General features: G+C 66.8%; 8 protein-coding genes and 1 pseudogene. 5 read left to right on the forward strand and 4 right to left on the reverse strand.

Annotation, left to right across the window (positions count from 1 at the left end; genetic code table 11):
- Position 1: 1 nt before the first annotated feature.
- Together AB0H61_RS23465 and AB0H61_RS23470 are read right to left on the reverse strand one after the other, a co-directional pair.
- Positions 2 to 4,951: an amino acid adenylation domain-containing protein gene (locus AB0H61_RS23465; RefSeq protein ID WP_357307894.1), complete on the reverse strand. Its 4,950-nt coding sequence runs from the start codon at positions 4,949 to 4,951 to the stop codon at positions 2 to 4.
- Complete coding sequence (locus tag AB0H61_RS23470; RefSeq protein WP_357307896.1) at positions 4,948 to 11,922, reverse strand: amino acid adenylation domain-containing protein; 6,975 nt, start codon at positions 11,920 to 11,922, stop codon at positions 4,948 to 4,950. The genes AB0H61_RS23465 and AB0H61_RS23470 overlap by 4 nt, the downstream gene beginning before the upstream one ends.
- Before the next feature lie 348 nt (positions 11,923 to 12,270).
- Between AB0H61_RS23470 and AB0H61_RS23475 the strand changes: the two genes are divergently transcribed.
- The 5 genes from AB0H61_RS23475 (at position 12,271) to AB0H61_RS23495 (ending at position 18,378) form a co-directional block, all read left to right on the forward strand.
- Positions 12,271 to 13,854, forward strand: coding sequence for a tryptophan 7-halogenase (locus tag AB0H61_RS23475; protein WP_357307898.1), 1,584 nt, complete (start codon positions 12,271 to 12,273; stop codon positions 13,852 to 13,854).
- Positions 13,851 to 14,915 carry an alpha/beta hydrolase gene (locus AB0H61_RS23480; RefSeq protein WP_357307900.1) on the forward strand — a complete coding sequence of 355 codons (1,065 nt, stop codon included), beginning with the start codon at positions 13,851 to 13,853 and terminating at the stop codon, positions 14,913 to 14,915. Before AB0H61_RS23475 ends, AB0H61_RS23480 begins: the two co-directional genes overlap by 4 nt.
- Positions 14,915 to 16,273 carry a salicylate synthase gene (locus AB0H61_RS23485; RefSeq protein WP_357307902.1) on the forward strand — a complete coding sequence of 453 codons (1,359 nt, stop codon included), beginning with the start codon at positions 14,915 to 14,917 and terminating at the stop codon, positions 16,271 to 16,273. Before AB0H61_RS23480 ends, AB0H61_RS23485 begins: the two co-directional genes overlap by 1 nt.
- The gene (locus tag AB0H61_RS23490) at positions 16,270 to 17,874 is read left to right on the forward strand and encodes an AMP-binding protein (protein ID WP_357307904.1); all 1,605 of its coding nucleotides are present in this window, start codon (positions 16,270 to 16,272) and stop codon (positions 17,872 to 17,874) included. Before AB0H61_RS23485 ends, AB0H61_RS23490 begins: the two co-directional genes overlap by 4 nt.
- A gap of 75 nt (positions 17,875 to 17,949) precedes the next feature.
- Positions 17,950 to 18,378, forward strand: coding sequence for a transcriptional repressor (locus AB0H61_RS23495; RefSeq protein WP_357307906.1), 429 nt, complete (start codon positions 17,950 to 17,952; stop codon positions 18,376 to 18,378).
- Between the two features lie 527 nt (positions 18,379 to 18,905).
- Here AB0H61_RS23495 and AB0H61_RS23500 read toward each other — a convergent pair.
- Both AB0H61_RS23500 and AB0H61_RS23505 read right to left on the reverse strand, forming a co-directional pair.
- Positions 18,906 to 19,367: a GNAT family N-acetyltransferase gene (locus AB0H61_RS23500; protein WP_357307908.1), complete on the reverse strand. Its 462-nt coding sequence runs from the start codon at positions 19,365 to 19,367 to the stop codon at positions 18,906 to 18,908.
- A gap of 6 nt (positions 19,368 to 19,373) precedes the next feature.
- Positions 19,374 to 20,676 (reverse strand): annotated as a pseudogene (locus AB0H61_RS23505) (IS256 family transposase).
- Positions 20,677 to 20,860: the final 184 nt, after the last annotated feature.

Here is a 20,860-nt window from a genome sequence, read left to right on the forward strand (position 1 = left end):
CTCACAGCGCCGCAGTAATGTCGTGGGACAGACAGGTGAAGTGGTTGCCGGGGATGTCGACGACCTCGAGCCTGCCCAGACACCGCGCAGACCAGTATTCGGTGAGATCGGTCGACATCCCGGAGATCAGTCGCATGCCCTCGCGCGGGCGCAGCAGGGTGATGTCGCCGGCGTACGGCTGCGGCCGGTGTCTGCCCGCGGCGTGGAAGCTGTGGCTGAAGACCTCGAACCGCTCGGTGTCGGTGGTGATCCTTGCGACGCGTTCGGCGGCGGACAATTCGGCGAGGGAACCGAAATCCAGTGATCCTGCGGGGATCCGGCCCGGGGTTTCGGCGAGTACGGCGCTCAGCGTGGCACCCAGCTCCCGAGTGTCTCCGGGGTATCCGAACACGGTGGGATCCGCACCAAGCGCCTGCGCGAACGTGCCTTCGATCACCATCGGCTCCTCCACTTCGAATTCCAGTGGGTAGCTGCTGATCACGGTCAGACCGGCGACCGTGCCGCCGCGTTCGGTGAAGGTGCGCGCCACCTCGGTGGCCAGCAGTCCGCCAAGGCAGTACCCGACGAATCGAACCGTGGTGTGCCCGGCGGCGAGCAGCGCCTCGGCGTAATCGCCGGCCAGCCGCTCGAACAGCACCTCGTCGGGGATAGCGGTGAACTCCCGCGCCTGAGGCACCACTAGTCCGAGAACCCGCCGCGAACCGGACAATCGCGCGGCCAAGCGCTGATACGGTGCCATCGTGCCCATACCCTCGTGAACCAGGACGATGACCGGATTCGGATCACTGGGCGGGCCGCCGAGATCGACCAGCGGCGACCCTGCGGCCGCCGATTCCGACTCGGCACCGTCACGCAGGAAGTCCGCCAGCTGGGCCACCGTCGGTTGATGCAGCAGTTGCCGCAGAATGCTGTCGAAGTACAACGCGTGCGCGCGGCTGATCTCCCGCTGCACTTGTCCGGCTATCTGGCTGAGCAGCACCGAATCCGCGCCGAGGCCGAAGAGATTGGCCGAGCGAGGAATATGTCTGCGGCGCAACAGCTCCGCGGTGATCTCGATCAGCTGCCGTTCGAGGTCGTCGCGCGGCAGGTCGTCCTCGGCGCTCGTCCGATCGGATTCGGTGATCAGGGTCGCCGCCAGATCGGTGAGTGCACGTCGATCCACCTTGCCGTTGCCGGTCAACGGCAACGCCGACACGGTGTGGACGATTTGCGGAACCATATAGTCCGGGAGCGCGGTACGCAGATGGTCCGTCACCGACGGCCCGGCGATGAACACGTGCTGTCCGAGCGGTTCGAGGGGATGACCGGGCTCGGGTAGACAGGTGACCTCGCCGAACGGTTCGAGTTCGGCCAGCCACTCCTCGCGGGTCAGGAATGTCCGGCCGGTTTCGGCGCGCCGGTCCTCCGGGGCGGTCATCATGAACGCCTGCGAGGCCATGACCTCGTAGTGCTCGCGGGTGGGTTCGGTGATCACGAGCGTGCCGCCGGGTGCGAGCAATTCCCGCAGCCACGCCATCGTCCGGGTGGTGTTGCGGGCGTTGTTGAGCACCCCGGCGCACAGGATGAGATCGAACGACCCGGGTATCAGATGCTGTTCTACCGGTGGCTGGTCGATGTCGTAGACGGCGAATGTCAACCCGGGGAACCGGGTACGCCCGTGATCGAGCAGGAACGGCGACACATCGGTGTAGAGGTAGTTCGCGGACCCGATATCCGGACCGGCGGCGAGGACTTCGGCGGTGGTCGCGCCGACACCGGCCCCGACTTCGAGGATCCGCGCGGGACGGCACTGGCGCACTGCCTCGGCGGCGATCCGGTTCATATAGCGAGTCATGATGTTCGTGCGGTAGGCGGCCTCGGCCACTTCCATGCCGCCGCCGGGGAACATCAACCCGACCGGGTCCACTTCGCCGCGCAGCACCCCCGCCATGGCCGCGGCGCTGCCGGAAAGGTAGTCGATCAACCGTGCGTCGCTGAGTTCGGGTATTGCCAGCGTGCGGACCCTGGCCCATGCAGCATCGAAATCCGTGGTGGGGGCCGGGTTGTCGGCCAGCACCCGCTGCCACCGCTGATACAGCCCGCGATGGCGGGCGGCGACCTCGTGCTCGGCGACGGCGTGCATCGCCGCGTGAGCCGCGGTCAGTACCGCCGCGTCCAGGGCGTCGGCGAAGACGCGCACCCGATCGGCGTCGGCAGGTACCGAGTCACCGGCGTGTCGCAGCCGCGATTCGGCGAATGCCACGAGTCGCCGGTCGGTGCCCGCGCCGTGCACGACGACGGCCCCCGCCGCGACATCTGGATGTCCGGCCATCGCGGCTTCGATCTCCGCTGGTTCGATCCGGTGCCCACGCACCTTGACCTGATCATCGGCGCGACCGAGGAATTCGATATCGCCGTCGGGGAGATAGCGGCCGAGGTCCCCTGTCCGATACCAGCCGCCGACGAACTTCTGGGCCGTCAGATCGGGATCGCCGCGATAGCCGAGTGCGACACCGGCTCCGCCGATCCACAGCTCCCCCGCGACCCAGTCCGGACAGTCGTGCCCTAGCGCGTCGACGATCCGGAATCGCTGATTGGCCAGCGGCTTGCCGTAGCGCACACTGGCCGCATCCGGTGCCAGCTCACCGATCTCATGGCTGATCGACCAGATGGCCGCCTCGGTCGCGCCGCCGAGCGAGATCAGCCGCGCCTTCGGCAACCGCTGTCGGAGCTGCGCGGGCAAAGTGACCGGAATCCAGTCGCCCGATAGCAGCGCCACTCGCACCGACGGCGCATCGCCGGGCAAATAGTCGGCCAGCATCTGGGCTTGGGCAGGAACGGAATTCCAGATCGTGACCCCGTGACCGAGAACCAGCTCGGCCCAGTGTGACGGGTCGCCGCGCCGGTCCGGATCGGGCAGGATCAGACAGCCGCCGACACCCAGCACGCCGAAGATGTCGTACACCGACAGATCGAATCCGAGCTGGGCCAGACCAAGCACCCGGTCGTCGGCGCCGACATCGAATCGGGTGTTGATGTCTTCGATGGTGTTGCGCGCGGCGGCATGGCTGATCATCACACCCTTGGGGGTGCCGGTGGATCCGGATGTATAGATCACGTAGGCGATCGCGTCGGGGCCGATCAGCGACGACGGGCGATCCACCACGGCGTCCGGCGACGGCGCCGGGATGTCGGTGAGGACGTGGTCGACACCGTCGAGCATCGCGGCGCGGCGCGGTCCGGGCTGGGTGGTGTCGACCGGGACGTAGGCGCAGCCCGCCAGCAGGACACCGAGCACCGCGGCGATCTGGTCGATTCCCTTCTCCAGGGTGACCGCCACCAGATCACCGGGTTCGGTGTCCAGGGTGCGGGCGACCGCGGTGGCACGGGCGAGCAGTTCGGCGTGGGTGACCACCCGTCCACCGGCGATCACGGCGGGTCGGTCACCGTAGCGAGCCGCAGCGGCCAGCCACGGTTCGTGCAGCAGCCCCGACGGCAACTCGGCCGTGGTGTCGTTCACCTGCCGACGAGTGCGCAGCTGCGACTCGGGCACTGGAATCGGCGGCTCGGCGTCGATCGGCCCGGTCAGCAGTGCGACGAATGCCTCGAAGGCGTCCTCGGCCAGCCCGTCGGGCAGCACTCCCTCGCGGACGTCCCAACTGACGAGCATGGAGTCGGCTTGTTCGACGGCCTGGCAGTCGATCCAGACCTGCGGGGTCTGGCTGATGCCGTAGCGGATATCGGCGCTGCCTCCGTTGAGCACGCCGGTGAACACGATCGGCATCAGCGTGCGCCGCCCGCGGCGACCGAGTTCACGCAGCAGCTCCACCCCGGAGTAGAGGCGGTGGTCCACGTCGCTCAACAGCTGTCCGCCGAGACTGTGTGCGCGCTCGGCCAGTGACTGCGGCTCGGTGAGATCGACTTCGAGCAGGTTCACCGAGGTGAAATCGCCCGCGAGCGCACACACCTGCTCGTGCAGGGCGAGACGGTTCTGCAGCGGCATGTTCAGCGTGAATCGCTTGCCGGTACTCCAGCGGCCGATGGTCTCGGCATAGGCCGCGAGCACCAGCGCCGACGTGGTGACCTGATGCGCGGCCGCCGTGGCGCGCAGCGTCGGTATCCGCCGCTGCAGGCGGCGGAATCGCGGCGGCGGGGTGCCCGCACCGGCCACCGGCAGCTCCGGCGGACCGGGCAGATCGTCGATACGGGCGAGCCAGTATTCGCGGTGCTCGGCGTACTCCGTGGTATCGGTCATCGCCCGCTGGGCCAGAACGTAGTCCCGAAAGGAGATGTCGATGTCGGCGAAAGTACCGCCCCGCAACAAGGTCAGCAGTTCCCCGATCACCAGTTGCACGCTGGAGAAGTCGGCGATGAGCAGATCGACCGAGACGTGCAGCAAGCGGCCGGGAGACAGGCACAGCGTATGCAGTGGCCATCGGGCCGGGTCGTATTGCGCGTGGCTCAGCTCCGCGCGGACCTGTTCGGCCGACTCACCGATCCGGATGGCGAATTCGGGCACCTCGGACAGCACCCGCTGGGTCCCGGTCGCCGGATCGATGACCGCGCGCAACATGTCGTGGCGTCCGATCAGTGTCTTCCATGCAGCTTCCACGGCCTCCGGCACGATGTCGCCCAGCCACACCTCGAGGTACCCGTGGCAGGGCACGCCGCCGTAGTCGAAGGCGTCGGTGCGCCCCAGCAGGTACGACGACTGGACATCGGTGAGCGGGAACGGCTCGTGCCGGTCCTGCGGACGCGGAATCAGGGTGTGTTCGGCGGACAGAAGTTCGATCACCGCGTCGCGGTGGCGTTTCAGCGCGCTCTTGTGCTCGTCGGTGAACACCGCGTGCGGGGCGCGGTAGCGCAGTACGCCGTTCTCGGTCCAGAGCTCGATTCCCAGCGCACGCAGGGCTCGAACCAGCTCCGCGGGATCGGTGACGTCGACTGGGTTGGTTTGGGCAGGGCTGGTCACAGCTCCCCTTCCTCGAATTGCTGGTTGTCGATCGACCCTGCGAGGTCGGCGATGGTCGGCGCGCCGAACACCTCGCGCAGGGTTAGTCGGATGCTGTGTTCGCGACGCAGCCGCTCGGTGAGCCGGGTGACGACGAGGCTGTCGCAGCCGAGGGCGAAGAAGTTGTCGTCCCGGCCGACGCTGACGTCGAGCAGTTCTCCGAGCAGTTCGGCGAGCAGTCTTTCGGTGGGGCCTTCCGGTGGCGCAGCAGTGGGGGCCGGTTCGATATCGGCCAGCGCCCGTCGATCCACCTTTCCGTTGGCGGTCAGCGGCAGCGCCGCCATCGGCACGAGGGCATGTGGGACCGCGTAGGTGGGCAGCTGGCCGCGCAGGTGCTCGCGCAATGCTTCGATGTCGAGGGCGGTACCGGCGTCAGCGGGTACCACGAATCCGATCAACCGCCGCTGCGCGCGGGGGCCGGTGGCCACCGCGACGCTGTCGGCGACTCCCGGACACGCTGCCAGCGCCGATTCGATCTCGCCCAGTTCGATGCGGTGACCACGGATCTTGACCTGATGGTCGGTGCGGCCGAGGAACTCCAAGGTGCCGTCGCCCCAGAACCGGCCGCGGTCACCGGTCCGGTACCACCGCTGCCCCTCGCTGATGACGAATTTCTCTGCGGTGAGCCCTGGATCGCCCCGGTATCCGCGCGCCACGCCTGCCCCGCCGATCCAGAGTTCGCCGGGTACCCAATCGGGGCAGTCTCGGCCGTTCTCATCGACCACCCGGTACCGCTGCCCACGCAGCGCGAGGCCGTACGGGATCGAGGTCCACTGCGGCGGTACCTGCTCCACTTCGCACACGTTCGACCAGATCGCGGCCTCGGTGGCCCCGCCGAGAGCGAGGAACCGGCAGCCGGGAGCCGCGGTGTGCAGTCGATCCGGCAGATCGAGGCCCACCCAGTCACCGGAGACCATAACCACGCGCAGCGGCAGGGTTGCGGTCTCGTCCGCGTGCGCGGTCAGCAGCATGTCGAGCAGAGTCGGCACGGTGTTCCAGACGGTGACGCCGTGCTCGCCGACCAGGCATACCCACGCTGGGGCGTCGCGTCGCTGGTCCTCGTCGACGAGCACGATCGCGGCTCCGGCCGACAGCATTCCGAAGATGTCGTAGACCGACAGATCGAAGTCCAGCGCCGATACCGCCAGCACCCGGTCGGTCGAGTCCACATCGTAGCGCTCGTTGATATCGGTGACGGTGTTGTATGCCGCGGCGTGGGTGATCTCCACGCCTTTGGGAGCACCGGTGGAGCCGGAGGTGTAGATGACGTAGGCGAGCGAGTCGGGGCGCACCGGGACCGGCGCCGACAGGGGCGTGGGCGAGAGGTGGCGATCGAGATCGTCGATCACCGTGGACACCTCCGCCGCGGCGAGAATCCGCTCTCGCCGGGACTGCGGCTGGTCCACCCCGATCGGCAGGTACGCCGAACCCGCGGCGAGAACGCCGAGAACGGCGGCGATCTGATCGGGTCCTTTCGGCAGCGACACGGCGATGACCTCGCCTGCAGGCAGCGTCGCGGCGATACTGAGCGCCCGGTGCGCGAGTTCGCCGTAGGTGATCTCGCGACCGTCGTGGATCACCGCGACAGCGCCTGACGGCTGATCGAAGAATCCGCTGTGCAGCAGTCCGCTGCGGGCGCCCGCGGCGCCGACACCGCGCTGCGGCGACGTGATCTCGGGCAGCGTCCGCGCGCTACCATCGGCGACCGCCCCCACCAGATCCTCGAAGGCAGTGAACATCGCACTGACCACCCCCGGTTGGAACAGTTCCTCTACCGCGTCGAGCGCATACTCCAAACCCGCGTCGGATTCGTGGACCTGGAGATCGAGCCACACCTGCGGTGTCTGCGAAATCGCGAAGACTTTCGCGCCGAATGCGGAAGGGTCCAGTGTCAACCCGTCCTCGGCGACCCCGAGCGCGCTGGTGAACACGGCCGGGAAACCGACCTGTTCGCCGTGATGACGGGCCAGTTCACGCAGAATCCACATCGGTCCGGCATCACGATGATCCAGGTCCGCCCACATCCGCCGGTGCAGCTCTCGTGCGGCGTCGATAATCGTTGCGCCGCTGCGGAACTCGGTGAATAGCAGGGAGGTGAAGTCGCCGAGCACTCGGTTGATGTGTGGGTGGACGGCCCGGCGGTCGAACAGCGTGACGTTGACGGTGACGTCAGGGCGGCCGGACCACACGGCTAGGACCTCGCCGTAACAGGCCAGCAGCAGCACCGTCGGTGTGATGCCGTACTCGCGGGCCACCTCGCGCAGTCGCTGCCACCGTGCGGCCGGTAGCAGGCCCGAGCGGCGCATGAAGCGCGGCGTGCCGACCGATGCCGGGTCGAGCCGCAGCGGCGGGCTGGGGGCGGGCGGCAGTTCGGGGATGCGCTCGCGCCAGTACTGTCGCGCTTCGTCCTCGCGTTCCGGCCGTACCTGGGTCAGGTAGTCGCGGAAGGTGACATCGATCTGCGGCAGCGCCGCGTCGGGATCGTGATAGAGCAGATCCAGTTCGGAGAACAGGATCATCATGCTCAGCCCGTCGAGCAGTATGTTGTCCAGGCTGATGCCGATCCGGTTCCCGGGTCCCAGTCGCACGTCGAACAGGGGCCAGCTACTGGTGTCGAGAACCTGGTGCGACATCACCTCACGCACATCACGATCGGTGCGCCGCACCCGCCACTGCGGGAGCTCCTCGGCACGCAGCACCCGCTGGTTACCGTCTTCGTCGAATACCGCCCGCAACATGTCGTGCCGGGCGATCAGGTGGTGCCAGGCCTGTTCGAACCGGTCGATATCGATTCCTGGACAGTGGAATTCGCTGTAGTAGTGGGTGCCGACCCCACCCAGCGCGGCGCCCGCGCCCCGGCCGATCCAGTAGGCACGCTGAATCTCCGAGGCGGGGAAAGGGTCGTGGCGGCGGTCCGGGTCAGCGGTGATGGTCTGTGCGGGACCCGCGTCGCTATCGGACAGTTGCGCGGCGAACGCGGCGAGGGTGCGGTGGGCGTAGAGGTCGGCCAGTCGTGCGCCGGGGAAGTGTGCGATCATCCGGGTCGCCAGGAGCGAATCGCCGCCGAGTGCGAAGAAGTCGTGCTCGCATCCGATGTCGTGGACCCCGAGTACGTGTGACCATACGGAGGCGACATGGCGCTGCGCGTCGGTCCGAGGGGCGGTCACCGCGGGCGCGGGGCCGCGGTCGGCGAGCAGTTCGGTGAGTGCGCGGCGGTCCACTTTCCCATTGGCCGACAGCGGCATTCGTGGCAGCACCCGGATCCGGTCCGGCCGCATGTACTCGGGCAGGAAATCCGCAAGCGAACGAGACAGGTCCGCCACGTCGACCGGGACGCCGGTCCAGCGCGCCGAGACACTGAACAGGCTGCCGTGCGCGAGAGTACGCTCGACCGCGAAGCCGCCCGCGGCCAGCAGCTGCTGCCATCGCTGCGGTGACAGCATCGGATCACCGTGTGGGAAGCCGTTTTCGAGTACGGCCGCGGTGAGCAGACCCAGTGGCGGCAGGCTCGGCTGTTCGACCAGGAACAGCCGTCCGCCGGGACGGAGCAGATAGGCTGCGGCGGCCACGCCTGCGGCCGGATCACGATACGTGTGCAGCGTGGCGAAGCACACCACCAGATCGCATCGGCCATGCAGATCCGCGGTTATCTCGCCACCTAACGCAATCCGGCTGTGGCGCAAGGCTTCTCGCGACAGATCTGCGTCCGAACACAATGCCGCCACCAGCCGGTCGCCGGTGTGATCACCGAGTTCGGCCACGTGCACCGATCCCTGCGAGAGCACTAGGTGGCGCGCGACCGTCGTGAGATCGGCAAGTGCCGCCGACGATTCGGGCAGTGACCACAGCAACGAACGCGGAGCGAGAACCGGATCATCGAGCAGGACGAGCGGATCGCGGTCTCCGGACAGCACCGCGAGCAACGTATCGCACGGCAGCGGCGACGCGGCGGTGTCGAATCCGTCGGTCTCCGCCAGCCAGCGTTCCCACCGCTGCACGAGCGGGCCGAAACGCTCGCGGATGCAAGGCTTTTCCATCAGTAGTCGGGCGAGAGTGGCCCGCACGACCGGTATCTGGTCCTCGGGTGGCAGGCAGTCCGGGTCGTAGGTCGTCGCCTCGACCTTCGGGATCACGGGCGTGACGGCGGCAGCGAGCCGGTTTCCGGCCGCCACGGTCACTGCCGCGCCGACTGTCGGATGCGCGCTCAGCGCGGCATCGATCTCGCCGGGTTCGATCCGGTGTCCCCGGATCTTGATCTGGTGGTCGGCGCGCCCGAGGAATTCCAGGGTGCCGTCGGGCAGATAGCGGGCCAGATCGCCGGTGCGATACCAGCCGTCGGTGAACTTCTGCCTGGTGCGTTGCGGGTCACCGAGGTATCCGCTTGCCACGCCCGCGCCACCGATCCACAGCTCGCCCGGCACCCAGTCGGGCCGGTCGCGGCCGAGCGCGTCGACCACGCGGCAGCGCACATTGCTCAATGGTGTCCCGTAGGGGATCGAGGTCCACCACCGGTCGACCTCGTCCACGAGCTGGATCGTGGAATGGATGGCGGTTTCGGTGGTGCCGCCGAGGGCGGCGAAGACGCAATCCGGTGCAACGCGATGGAGCCGACCGGGCAGATCGGCGCCCACCCGATCGCCTCCGATCAGCACCACGCGCAATGGCAGTGGCGGGCAGCCGGTCAATAGCATGTCCAGGATCGCGGGCACGCAGTTCAGCACCGTCACCTCGTGGGTGACGGCCAGCTGGGCCCACGCGGCCGGGTCGCGACGTTCGTCTTCGCCGATGAGCACGATCGCACCGCCGACCGACAGCGGCGCGAAGATGTCGAACACCGACAGATCGAAGTCCAGCGCCGAAATGGCGAGCGCGCGGTCATGACTCGACAAGTGGAATCGCTCGATCAGATCGTCGATGGTATTGGCCGCGGCCGAATGGGTGATCTGCACGCCTTTCGGCTCCCCCGTGGATCCGGAGGTGTAGATGACGTACGCCAAGTCGGCGGCTTCGGGCAGCGAACCTGCCGCGGCGAGTATCCGCTCGCGCCGGTACTGCGGTTGGTCGGCGCCGACCGGCAAGTATGCCGACCCAGCGGCCAGAATGCCGAGCACATCGACGATCTGATCCGGTCCTTTGGGGCGGCGGACCGGAATGAGCTGACCCGCAGGCAGATCCGCCGCCACCGCCCGCGCTCGCCCTGCGAGCTCACCGTAGGTCAGACAACCATCGTCACCCCACAGCACTGCGGGTGCGTCCGGCTGCGCGTCGGCGAGGGCAAAGAAGCGATCGTGCAGAGTCCTTACGGCACGGGGCTTATCGGTCGCGTTGACCGATTCCCGGACCGTGCGTTGCACTTGGGGCAGCAGATCGGGCAGCGGACCGTCCCAGGCCGCTTCGTCGGCTACCAGCGAATCGAGGAGCCGAGTGTAGGCGGTGAACATCGCGTCGAGTACGCCCGGCGCGAAGATCTGCTCCCGCGCGTCCCAGTTGACCAGCAGGCCGCCGTCGAACTCGGTGACCTGGGCGTCCAGCGCCACCTGCGGGCCCTGGGAGATGATCCACACCGGATCGCCGAAAGATTCCCGCACGGCTGTGGCGAACAATTCGCCCAACCCCAGAGCGCTGGTATAGACCACGGGCGCCAACTGAGGCTCGGCGTGGTGGCGTCCCAGATCACGCAGCACATCGACTCCGGGATAGGAGGCGTGGGCAGCGTCGCGGCGAAAGCGCGTTTGCAGAGCCGTGGCCCGTTCGGTGAATGTGCCCGCTTCGGCGGAGTCCACCGCGACCAGCACCGAGGAGGTGAAATCGCCGACCAGGTCCCCCACGACCGGATGCAACGGATCCCGGTCGAACAACGGCACATTGAGCAGGAATTCCGTTTGGGCGCTCCAGTTTCCGATCACCTCGGCGAATACCGAGGCGACGGCCATCGCCGGAGTCAGCCCACGACCCCGCGCTCGCTGTTCGAGCGTGTGCCGGGCGTCCGGTGGTAGCCAATAATGTTTGCGGACCACCTGGGTTCCCGGACTGGTTCTCGATTCCGGGATCGCGGGTGCGCCAGGCAGTTCCGGTAGCCTGTCGGCCCAATATGCGCGGGCTGTGCGGTATTCCGGTCTGTCACGCAACCGGTCACGGTCGATGAGATAGCGGCGATAGCTGTAGCGCAGTTCGGGCAGCCTCGCCCGCGGATCGCGATACAGCGCTGCCAAATCGGCGAACAGGACCCGCAGACTCTGCGCGTCCGCGGCCAACATGTCCAGGTTGACATGCACACGGGTCCCTTGGGGGGTGCGCGACAGCTGCACATCGAACACCTCGCCCCGCGCTACGCCGAGTTGCCGGTGCGACAGCTGCGAACGCAGCCGGTCCAGCCCCTCCGGATCGGTGCGGAAATCGTGCACTCGCAGGCCGGGCCACGGACTGCGGGCCAGAACACGTTGTCTCCCCTGCGCGTCGAATGCGGCCCGCAGCATGTCGTGGCGTTCGAACAGCGCTCGGACCGCGGTCTCGAGCTGGACCGGATCGACGTCGCGGCCGTCGAATTCGTTGTAGAAGTGCGCCGCGACCCCGCCGAGTCGCTGACCCGGTTGCCGCCCGGCCCAGTAGGCATGCGCCATGGTGGCCAGATCGAATGTGTCGCTCTCACTTGCTGTTTCGGGTTCGCGACGTTCTCGGCCGTCGATGAACTCATCGGCTCGATCTGGGGCCACATCGGCGACCAGCTCCACCCAATCGCGTAGCCGGGGTCGTTCGAGCAGGTCGACGAACCCCGCGCTCGCACCGGCCCGCCGCCATTGTGCAGCCAGTTCCATCGCGGAGATCGAATCGATTCCCCTGCGCAACAGATCCTCGTCCGGGTCGATCGTCACCGGCGAGACGCCGAGAACCCCTGCGACTGCGGCAATTACATCGGATTCGGCTATCGGCATCGCCCGTCCTCTTCTCTGGAAAGTCGTGCGAAGACAGGCTAACGTAATCGGCAATGATTTTCATTAAGATTGCCGGGAGGGTGCTCGTGACGGACTCGACGCCTCCGATGTTGCTGGCCCGGACCGGATCTGACGGGCGGTAGCCGCGGTGTCAGTGGGAGGTTCGCGATGCTGGGACTGCTACGTCCGGGACGCACCCGGATCGCGGTGGCGATCGGATGCCGAACACGCGCGCGGACACGCACAGACCCGGCGGCTGGCACCGTCCCCTCCACCCCCCACCAGTCGATACGACTACCCGATCGACCGACGATGCCCGACCGATGGCAGAGCAGGAGTCTTGACCCGATGACGCAGACCGATCCGACCTACGATGTCGCCATTCTCGGAGCGGGCATCGCCGGAAGCACCCTCGGGGCTATTCTGGCCCGCCACGACGTCAGAGTGCTGCTGATCGACGCCGGAGTGCATCCCCGGTTCGTGGTCGGGGAATCCACCATTCCCTACGCCACCAACACCATGAACATCCTCGCCGAGCGCTACGACGTTCCCGAACTGGCGCCGCTGTCGAATTTCAAGGACACCACCGACCGGGTCAGCGTGATGTGCGGCCAGAAGCAGAATTTCGGCTTCGTCTACCACCGACCCGACCGGCCGCAGGACCCGGATCAGGCGAATCAGGTGGTGCTACCGATCTGGTACCGCACGGAGGCGCACTGGTTCCGCCAGGACATTGATGCCTATGTCTTCGATCTGGCCGTGAAATACGGCGCCGACCACCGGCTCAACACTCGCATCGACGCCATCGACATCGACCCGGAGCAGGGCGTCACGCTGACGTCGACATCCCGGCAACGGTTCCGCGCCGAATATCTCATCGACGCCAGCGGGTTTCGCTCACCGGTCTCGGAACGATACGGGCTGCGCGAACAGCCCACGCGCGCGCGGACCCACTCGCGGTCGCTGTTCACCCACATGGTCGGCGTGAAGCCCTTCGACGCGGTCAGCGCGGTCCGATACGGGCAGCCGACCCGATGGCACGACGGCACACTGCACCACGTCTTCGACGGCGGCTGGCTGTGGGTCATCCCGTTCGACAATCACGACGCGTCCATGAATCCGCTGTGCAGCGTCGGGCTGACCCTCACCGACGGCAGTGATCCGGACCAGCGTGACGCACCCGAGAAGGAGTTCGACGACTTCTTGCGCCGCTTCCCCGCCATCGCCGAACAGTTCACCGACGCCCGTCCGGTTCGCCCTTGGGTCAGCACGGGTCGGCTGCAGCACTCGGTGTCACGTACCGTCGGCGACCGCTTCTGCCTCACCGCGGCCGCCGCCGGAACCATCGATGCACTGTTCTCTCGCGGCCTGGCGAACACCTTCGAAATTGTCAACGCGCTGGCCTGGCGGCTCATCGCCGCCGCATCCGACGGCGACTGGTCGCTCGAGCGGTTCGGCTACGTCGACGACATCCAACAGCGCATGTTCGACATGAACGACGACCTCGTCTACTCCTCGTATGTCGCCTTCCGCGACTACACCTTGTGGGACGCGATGATCAGGGTCTGGGACACCTTCAGCTTCTATTTCGCCGCCACTCAAGAGCACACGCTGGGCAAGTACCTGACCTCCCGCGACGACCACCTGTTCCGGGCACGTGAAACCGCTGGTACGGCGCTGTCTGCCGCGCTACGTGAGCTGCTGGCCACCGCACGCACCACCTGCCAGGCCGTCGAGCGCGGCGAACTTGCCCCGGCCGCCGCGGCCGACAAGCTGATCGACTACGTGCACCGCGAGGGATTCTGGCCCGACTACATGCCGCACCTCGATCGCGAGGCCAAGTTCTTCGATATGAATCAGGATCGCGCCATGCGCATCATGCACTGGTCGCGCACCAAAGCGCCGCAGCGCATCAGAGAGTCGTTCGCGTGATCCCAGCCCCCCGTTCGATTCTCGGCACGACTGCCGCGGCGGTGGCGATCATGCTCGCCGCCGCCGCGGCAGTGGTCGCGAATCCGGTCACCGGATTCCGGCCGAGCACTTGTCATGAGGTGACTGCGACACTTCCCGATTCGAGCCGGACCATCGCGGGCACGCTGTGTGCTCCGCAGGGCGCTGCTGCGGTGCAGATCCTGCTGCACGGCTCTACCACCAACCGCAGCTACTGGGACTTCCCGTACCAATGGCCGACATATTCGTATGTGCACGCCGCCCAGACCGCCGGGTTCGCGACGTTGCGGATCGATCTGCTCGGGTCCGGCGCCTCCTTCCACCCGGCGAGTACCGCCGTCGGCTACGGTGACCAGGCGGACGCGGTCCATCATCTGGTGTCCGCCCTGCGAGATGGCAGCTTCGACGGAGCTCGGTTCGACACCGTCGCGATCGTCGGTCACAGCAGTGGTTCGCTGGTGGGCCTGCTCGAAGCGGCGCGCTATCACGACGTCGACGCCCTGGTCGTCACGGCGTTCACCCCGATGTTCAACGTCGACGACATCCTCACTCGCCTTGTGCCGAATCTCGTTCCCGCCGTGCTGGATCCGCGATTCAGCGGATCCGGTCTCGACCCCGGATATGTGACCACGAGAGCCGGATCACGCGCGATGTTCTACCACCCGGCCGATACCGACCCGCAGGTCATCGCCGCCGATGAGACGAGCAAGGACACCACCGCTATGCCCGTGCTGACCACCGTCACGCCGGCGACCGTGTTCGAGGCGATGCAAGCCGTCGACATCCCGGTTCTCACCGTGAACGGAGCCGACGATCCGTTCTCCTGCGGATTGCTCGCCTCGGACTGCTCGTCGTCGACTGCCCTCGCCGCGTCCGGACGCGCCGTCTTCGGGCCCACTGCAGTAATCGAGGCCGAAATAGTGCCCCACAGCGGACACAACCTCGCACTCGAATACACCGCTGCGGCCACCGCGCAGACGATCTCGTCGTTTCTGACCCGCCGCCTCGGCACAGGACATCCCGGCACCGAGGCAGAGCGGTGATGTCCGAGAAGACCGCCCTTCGCCGGGAATATCACCAGAGCATTGTGCGTGGGCAGTTCGACCCGGTCACGGTGACCGCCGCACTCGCCGCCTCGGGGCGATTGTCCGGCTACGTCGCCTACGAACGTGAGGGCCGAATCCACGTCGGCGCCAATCCGATCGGATCGGTCACCGTCGATCGGAACCATATTCGTTCCACCCTCGGCGGAGAGTCCACCCAGGCGTGGAGCGGCACCCCGTGGCCGCTGGTCGGGGCCGCGCTAGAGCACGCGCCGGTGTCCGGCTGGCGTGCATACGGGTGGGCCTGTTTCGAGCTGGCGCATCCGACCGCGGCATCGCACGACGTGCTGGCACACGTGATGATTCCGGGCATCGAGTTCGACATCGGCGACGACGCGGTGCTGATCCGCACCTGCGAGTCGGCCGACGAGCTGCCGCACATCGTGGCAGACCTGAAGCAACTCGCGGCGGACCTGCCCGACACCAGCCCTCGACCAGTCCACATCGCCGAGATCGACCCACAGTTTCTTCGCGCGGTAGGTACGGCGGTCGACCGCATCCGGGCGCACGCACTGCAGAAGGTCATTCTGTCGCGCGTCATCGACGTCCCGTTCCCGGTGGATATGCCCGCTACATACGTCGCTGGGCGGCGGGCCAACACACCGGCCCGCTCTTTCCTTGTCGACCTTGGTGGATGGCAGGTCGCGGGATTCAGCCCGGAAACTGTGCTGGAGGTGGACACCGACGGAATCGCAGCGACCCAACCGCTGGCGGGCACCCGGGCGCGGACCGGCGACGCCGAGGTGGACCGGACACTGCGTGCGAAACTGCTCACCGATCCGAAAGAGGTTTTCGAGCACGCCATCTCGGTGCGGCTCGCAGTCGAGGAGCTGACGACGATCGGATGTGCAGGCACAACCCGGATCAGCGAATTCCTCGAGGTCAAGGCCCGTCACAGCGTGCAGCATCTGGGATCACGGGTCGAAACCCGGCTCGCTCCCCCACATTCACGCTGGGATGCCCTCGGCGCAGTCTTCCCCGCGATCACCGCATCGGGACTACCGAAGGCCGCGGCCTGCGAGGTGATCGGCGAACTCGAACCCCGCCCGCGCGGTCTCTACGGCGGTGCGGTCCTGGTGGCCGACCACGGCGGCGAACTGGACGCGGCATTGGTGCTGCGCGCGGTCTACCAGCGCGCAGGACACGCCTGGCTGCGCGCCGGCGCCGGGGTGGTCTCCGCCTCCACCCCGGCCCGTGAGCACGAGGAGACCTGCGAGAAATTCGGCAGTGTCGCACCGTATCTGGTGCCCGCCGCGCATCCACCTACCACGGAAACGGCAGAGAGGCAGCGAATATGACAGCGAGGCCAGGCGTTCGCGGCGGGTTCGACCGGATACCCGACCACCTCGCCGAATCCTATCGAGCCGCAGGGTACTGGACGCGTACGTCACTGGGTGAACTGCTGCGCGACGCTGTGTCGCGCTGGCCGGACCGCCCGGTGCTGCACGCCGGTGACGGGGTGCGGACCTATCGTGAGCTCGATTCCCACGCCGACCGAATGGCCCATGGACTGCTGGCATCGGGCGTCGCGCCCGGCGACCGCGTTGTGGTTCAGTTGCCGAATGTCGCCGAATTCGTGGTGGTGCTGTTCGGACTGTTACGCGCAGGGGCGATCCCGGTGCTCACCTTGCCCGCCCATCGCCGCACCGAAATCACCCATTTCGCACAGCTTTCCGGTGCCACCGCCTACATCACAGCCGATCGGATCCGTGACTTCGACTACCGGGAGCTGGCGAGCGAGGTGGTCGACGCGGTGCCCTCGGTGCGTCAGGTCTTCGTCCTCGGCGACCCCGGACCATTCCGCGCACTGAGTTCGGTTCCGTGCGAAGGCAATTCGCTACCCCAACCGAATCCCGACGAGGTAGCGCTCCTTCTGGTATCCGGCGGCACCACCGGATTGCCCAAACTGATTCCCCGCACCCACGAAGACTATTCCTACAACGCGCGGGCCAGTGCCGAGGTCTGTGGCTGCGGTCCCGACGATGTCTATCTGGCGACTCTCCCGGTCGCACACAACTTCCCGCTCGCGTGTCCGGGCATTCTCGGCACCATCGCCACCGGCGGGTCGATCGCCTTCACCGCCGTGGCCAGTCCCGACGCCGCCTTCCCCGCCATCGAACGCCACCGTGCCACCCTGACTGCCGTGGTGCCGCAGCTGGCGCAGCTGTGGTGCGCGGCAACCGAATGGGAAAACGCCGATCTGTCGTCGCTGCGACTGCTTCAAGTAGGCGGGGCCAAACTGGCGGAGGCGAACGCCCGCGCGATCCGGCCCGCGCTGGGTGCGCAACTTCAGCAGGTCTTCGGGATGGCCGAGGGCCTGCTCAATTTCACCCGGCTCGATGACGACGACGATATCGTGTGCACCACGCAGGGCCGCCCACTCTCACCGGCCGACGAGATACGCGTGGTCGACGCAGACGGCATGGACGTCACACCCGGCGAACAGGGTGAATTGCTCACCCGCGGCCCCTACACAATCCGCGGTTACTATCGTGCCCCGCAGCACAATTCGCTTGCCTTTACCCCCGACGGCTACTACCGCAGCGGCGACTTGGTCCGCCAATTGCCCAGTGGACACCTCGTGGTCTGCGGCCGGATCAAGGACGTCATCAGTCGCGGCGGCGAGAACATATCCTGTGCGGAGCTCGAGGAGCATCTGCTCGCCTACCCCGGTATCCGGCACGCGGCGGCGGTCGGAGTGCCGCACGGTCAGGGGGAGAAAGTCTGCGCCGTCGTGGTCGTCGACGGCGAGACACCGACCCTCGCTGACCTGAGAGGGTTCCTCATCGATCGCGGACTGGCCTCGTTCAAACTCCCCGACATGATCCGCAAGGTCGCCGGCCTACCTGTCACCGCCGTCGGGAAGGTCGACAGAAAAGCCTTGCGCACGCAGCTCTGATCATCTCCGGACACCGTCGCGACACACCTCCACCCACCGCCGCGCCCGACATTCAGAGCGAGACAGGGGAAAACAGTGCCGACACGAACACAAGGCACGCGGCTTCAGCCGATCCGCCGTCGGATCGCCGAGCGGACCCGTGTTGTACTGGACGCCCTGGCCAGCGGCGATCACTTCTGGACACACCAGCAGCTCTACGACGAGCTGCGCACCGGCGACGTCCCCATCTCGGCTTCCACCGTCTACCGCATCTTGCGCAAACTCCATGAGCTGGACCAGGTGGAGACCTTGCGCTCCGAGGACGGGAAACTGATGTACCGCCTCGGCAACGCAGACGGTGGTCACCACAATCTGGTCTGCCGCCGGTGCGGTCACGCCGAACGATTCATCCTCGAGGCGCTCGACCAGCGCGCCGAGCGGCTCGGCCGACAGTTCGGCTTCTCCGATATCGACTGCCGTTTCGATATCTACGGCATCTGCCGCAACTGCCGCACGCCGACCTGAAGGCGCAAGGTCATCGAGTCCCTCGGGGACATCCTGCCGTCCGCACGGCGGGCGCACGATCCGACAAAAGCGGACCTCCACCAGGTTCTCCACCTGGGTATACCACTGCTGGGCGTCGAGACGACCGCGGTCAATAGTTGGCGTTCGAGCCTCAGCACGGTCAAACCCTGCGCTGTGACGCAAGCAATCCTCGACACGACCCGCTCGACGCGCTGCTGCGAGCCGAAAGAATTGTGCCAGAGCATGTCCGGAACATGGATACGGTGCAAGAGGTGGTCGGGCAGAGAATGCGCAAAGCCAAGCGCGGCCTCGCGGCTGGCGATCTCGGCAAGTTTGCTCAGCGTGTAGGTGTAGTGGTGGCCTAGCTCGGGACAGATCCTGAGCAGGACTGCCACGATGGGCTCATGACTGAGCTGTCCTGACTCAATTGATCTGATGCCTGCGGAATCCGTCTCGGGAGCCCTGTCCGAGTTCAGCTGTGGCGGCGAGTATCTCGCTTTCAGAGAGATATTGTCAAGACTTGTGGATCAGCGTGTCGGCTGCCATATCAAGCGGATGTCTGGCTCGTGTTCTTCGTTGCGCGTGCCGTCGGTGCGCTCGGTCTCGATGAAGCCGTGTCGTAGGTAGAACCGTTGCGCTGCGGCATTGGTTTGGAAAGTCCACAGTCGCAAGCCATTTGGTTGGCGTTGCTTGGCCAGCTCCACGAGCCGGTCGCCCAGGCCGCGGCCGCGCCATGCTGGTTCCAGGTAGAGTTGTTCAAGCTCCTCGCCATCGAGCACGAGCAACCCGACCACCGAGCCCGCGGCGACCGCGACCCAGGTCTCGTGGTGCGGGACGACGAGATCGGCGATCCAACGGCGGACCTGCTCGTCGTTGTGGGCGCGGCGGACGGTCGGCAGGGCGACAGCGAAGGACCGCAGCCACACGTCGGCGACGGCCGATGCGTCGGAGTCGCTGGCGCGCCGGAGGACTACCTCATCGCTGTTCATGGTGTTTCATGCGACTGCCGTGGTGTGTGGTTCATCCGGGTTGGTGGGTGTGATATCAATGGGCCGCTCCAGCAGTTTGCCCTTGTGGAAGACGGCGCCGTTGCGGACGAGCGCGACCAGGTGTGGGGCGCTGACGGCCCGCCACCGGTTCAGCGCGGCCTCGATCAGCTTGTAGGCCATAGCGATTTCGGCGGCGCGGGAGCCGGGTCCTTTGGTGACCTTGGTGCGCAACCGGACGGTGGCGAAAGTCGACTCGATCGGGTTCGTGGTCCGCAGATGGATCCAGTGCTCGGCCGGATACCGGTAGAACTCCAGCAGCACGTCGGCGTCGCTGGTGATCTTCGCGACCGCTTTGGGGGTACTTTGCGCCGTAATCGATCTCGAACGCCTTTATCGCCAACTGCGCCTTGTCGATGTCGGCTGCGTTGTAGATCTCCTTCATCGCCGCGACCGCGCCTGGATGCGCTGATTTCGGCAGCGCGGCAAGAACATTTGCCTGCTTGTGCCACCAGCAACGCTGTTCCCGCGTCTCGGGGAATACCTCCCGCACCGCCTTCCAGAACCCCAGCGCCCCGTCACCGATGGCCAGCACCGGTGCCCGCATACCGCGACGGCGGCAATCACGCAGCAGATCCGCCCAGGATTCGTGCGATTCCCGGAACCCGTCGGTCAGCGCGATGAGCTCCTTACGTCCGTCGGCGCGGACCCCGATCATCACCAGCAGACACAGTTTCTCCTGCTCCAAACGGACCTTCAAGTGGATCCCGTCGACCCACAAGTAGACGTAGTCCACATTCGAAAGATCCCGGACCGCAAAGGCTTTCGCCACGTCCTGCCACTGCGCTGTCAGCCGGGTGATCGCCGAGGCCGACAACCGGCCCCGGTGCCGAGGAACCGCTCCAGGGCCACCGGTGGACAGCCCGTGCAGATACAGCAGCGGCGGCACCTCGCTGATCTGCGGCGAACGCCGACACCTGGCCGGCAGGATCGCCGAGGAGAACCGCTTACGCTCACCGGTTTCCGGATCGACACGATTGTCGTTGATCCGTGGCGCACGCACCTCGACCGCACCCGCCGACGTCAGCACCGTCCGTTCGACGTGATAGCCGTTGCGCACCACCAACCGCCGCCCGTTGTGATCTACCCGATCGGCGAACTGCTCCACATACGCCGCGACCTCGGCCTGCAACGCCGCGGCCAGCATCCGCCGTGCGCCCTCGCGCACGATCTCGTCGATCGGCGAGTACGACTCACCACCAGCCGCGTTGTCCTGATTGGAGCCAGCGCCGCCGTCGATTACCTTGAGCATCAGGATGTACCTTCCTGCCCGGCGCGCCAACGCCGGGACCGATCAGACCCTTGCATTCAGATCATCCGGGAAGGTCCATCCTTCCCGGTCATGTCGGGTAAGGACGGCGCATTGCTGCGCCGTCCTCCCCTCAGAACCGTGCGAGCGGTTGTTCACCGCACACGGCTCAAGCAAGCCGCGAGGA

This window comes from Nocardia sp. NPDC050710 (assembly GCF_040654375.1).
Classification (GTDB): domain Bacteria; phylum Actinomycetota; class Actinomycetes; order Mycobacteriales; family Mycobacteriaceae; genus Nocardia.

Excerpts from the sequence above, each read along its gene's own strand:
- AB0H61_RS23500 (WP_357307908.1), bottom strand. The coding sequence starts at position 19,367 with ATGAACAGCGATGAGGTAGTCCTCCGGCGCGCCAGCGACTCCGACGCA.
- AB0H61_RS23485 (WP_357307902.1), top strand. The coding sequence starts at position 14,915 with ATGTCCGAGAAGACCGCCCTTCGCCGGGAATATCACCAGAGCATTGTG.
- AB0H61_RS23470 (WP_357307896.1), bottom strand. The coding sequence starts at position 11,922 with ATGCCGATAGCCGAATCCGATGTAATTGCCGCAGTCGCAGGGGTTCTC.
- AB0H61_RS23475 (WP_357307898.1), top strand. The coding sequence starts at position 12,271 with ATGACGCAGACCGATCCGACCTACGATGTCGCCATTCTCGGAGCGGGC.
- AB0H61_RS23490 (WP_357307904.1), top strand. The coding sequence starts at position 16,270 with ATGACAGCGAGGCCAGGCGTTCGCGGCGGGTTCGACCGGATACCCGAC.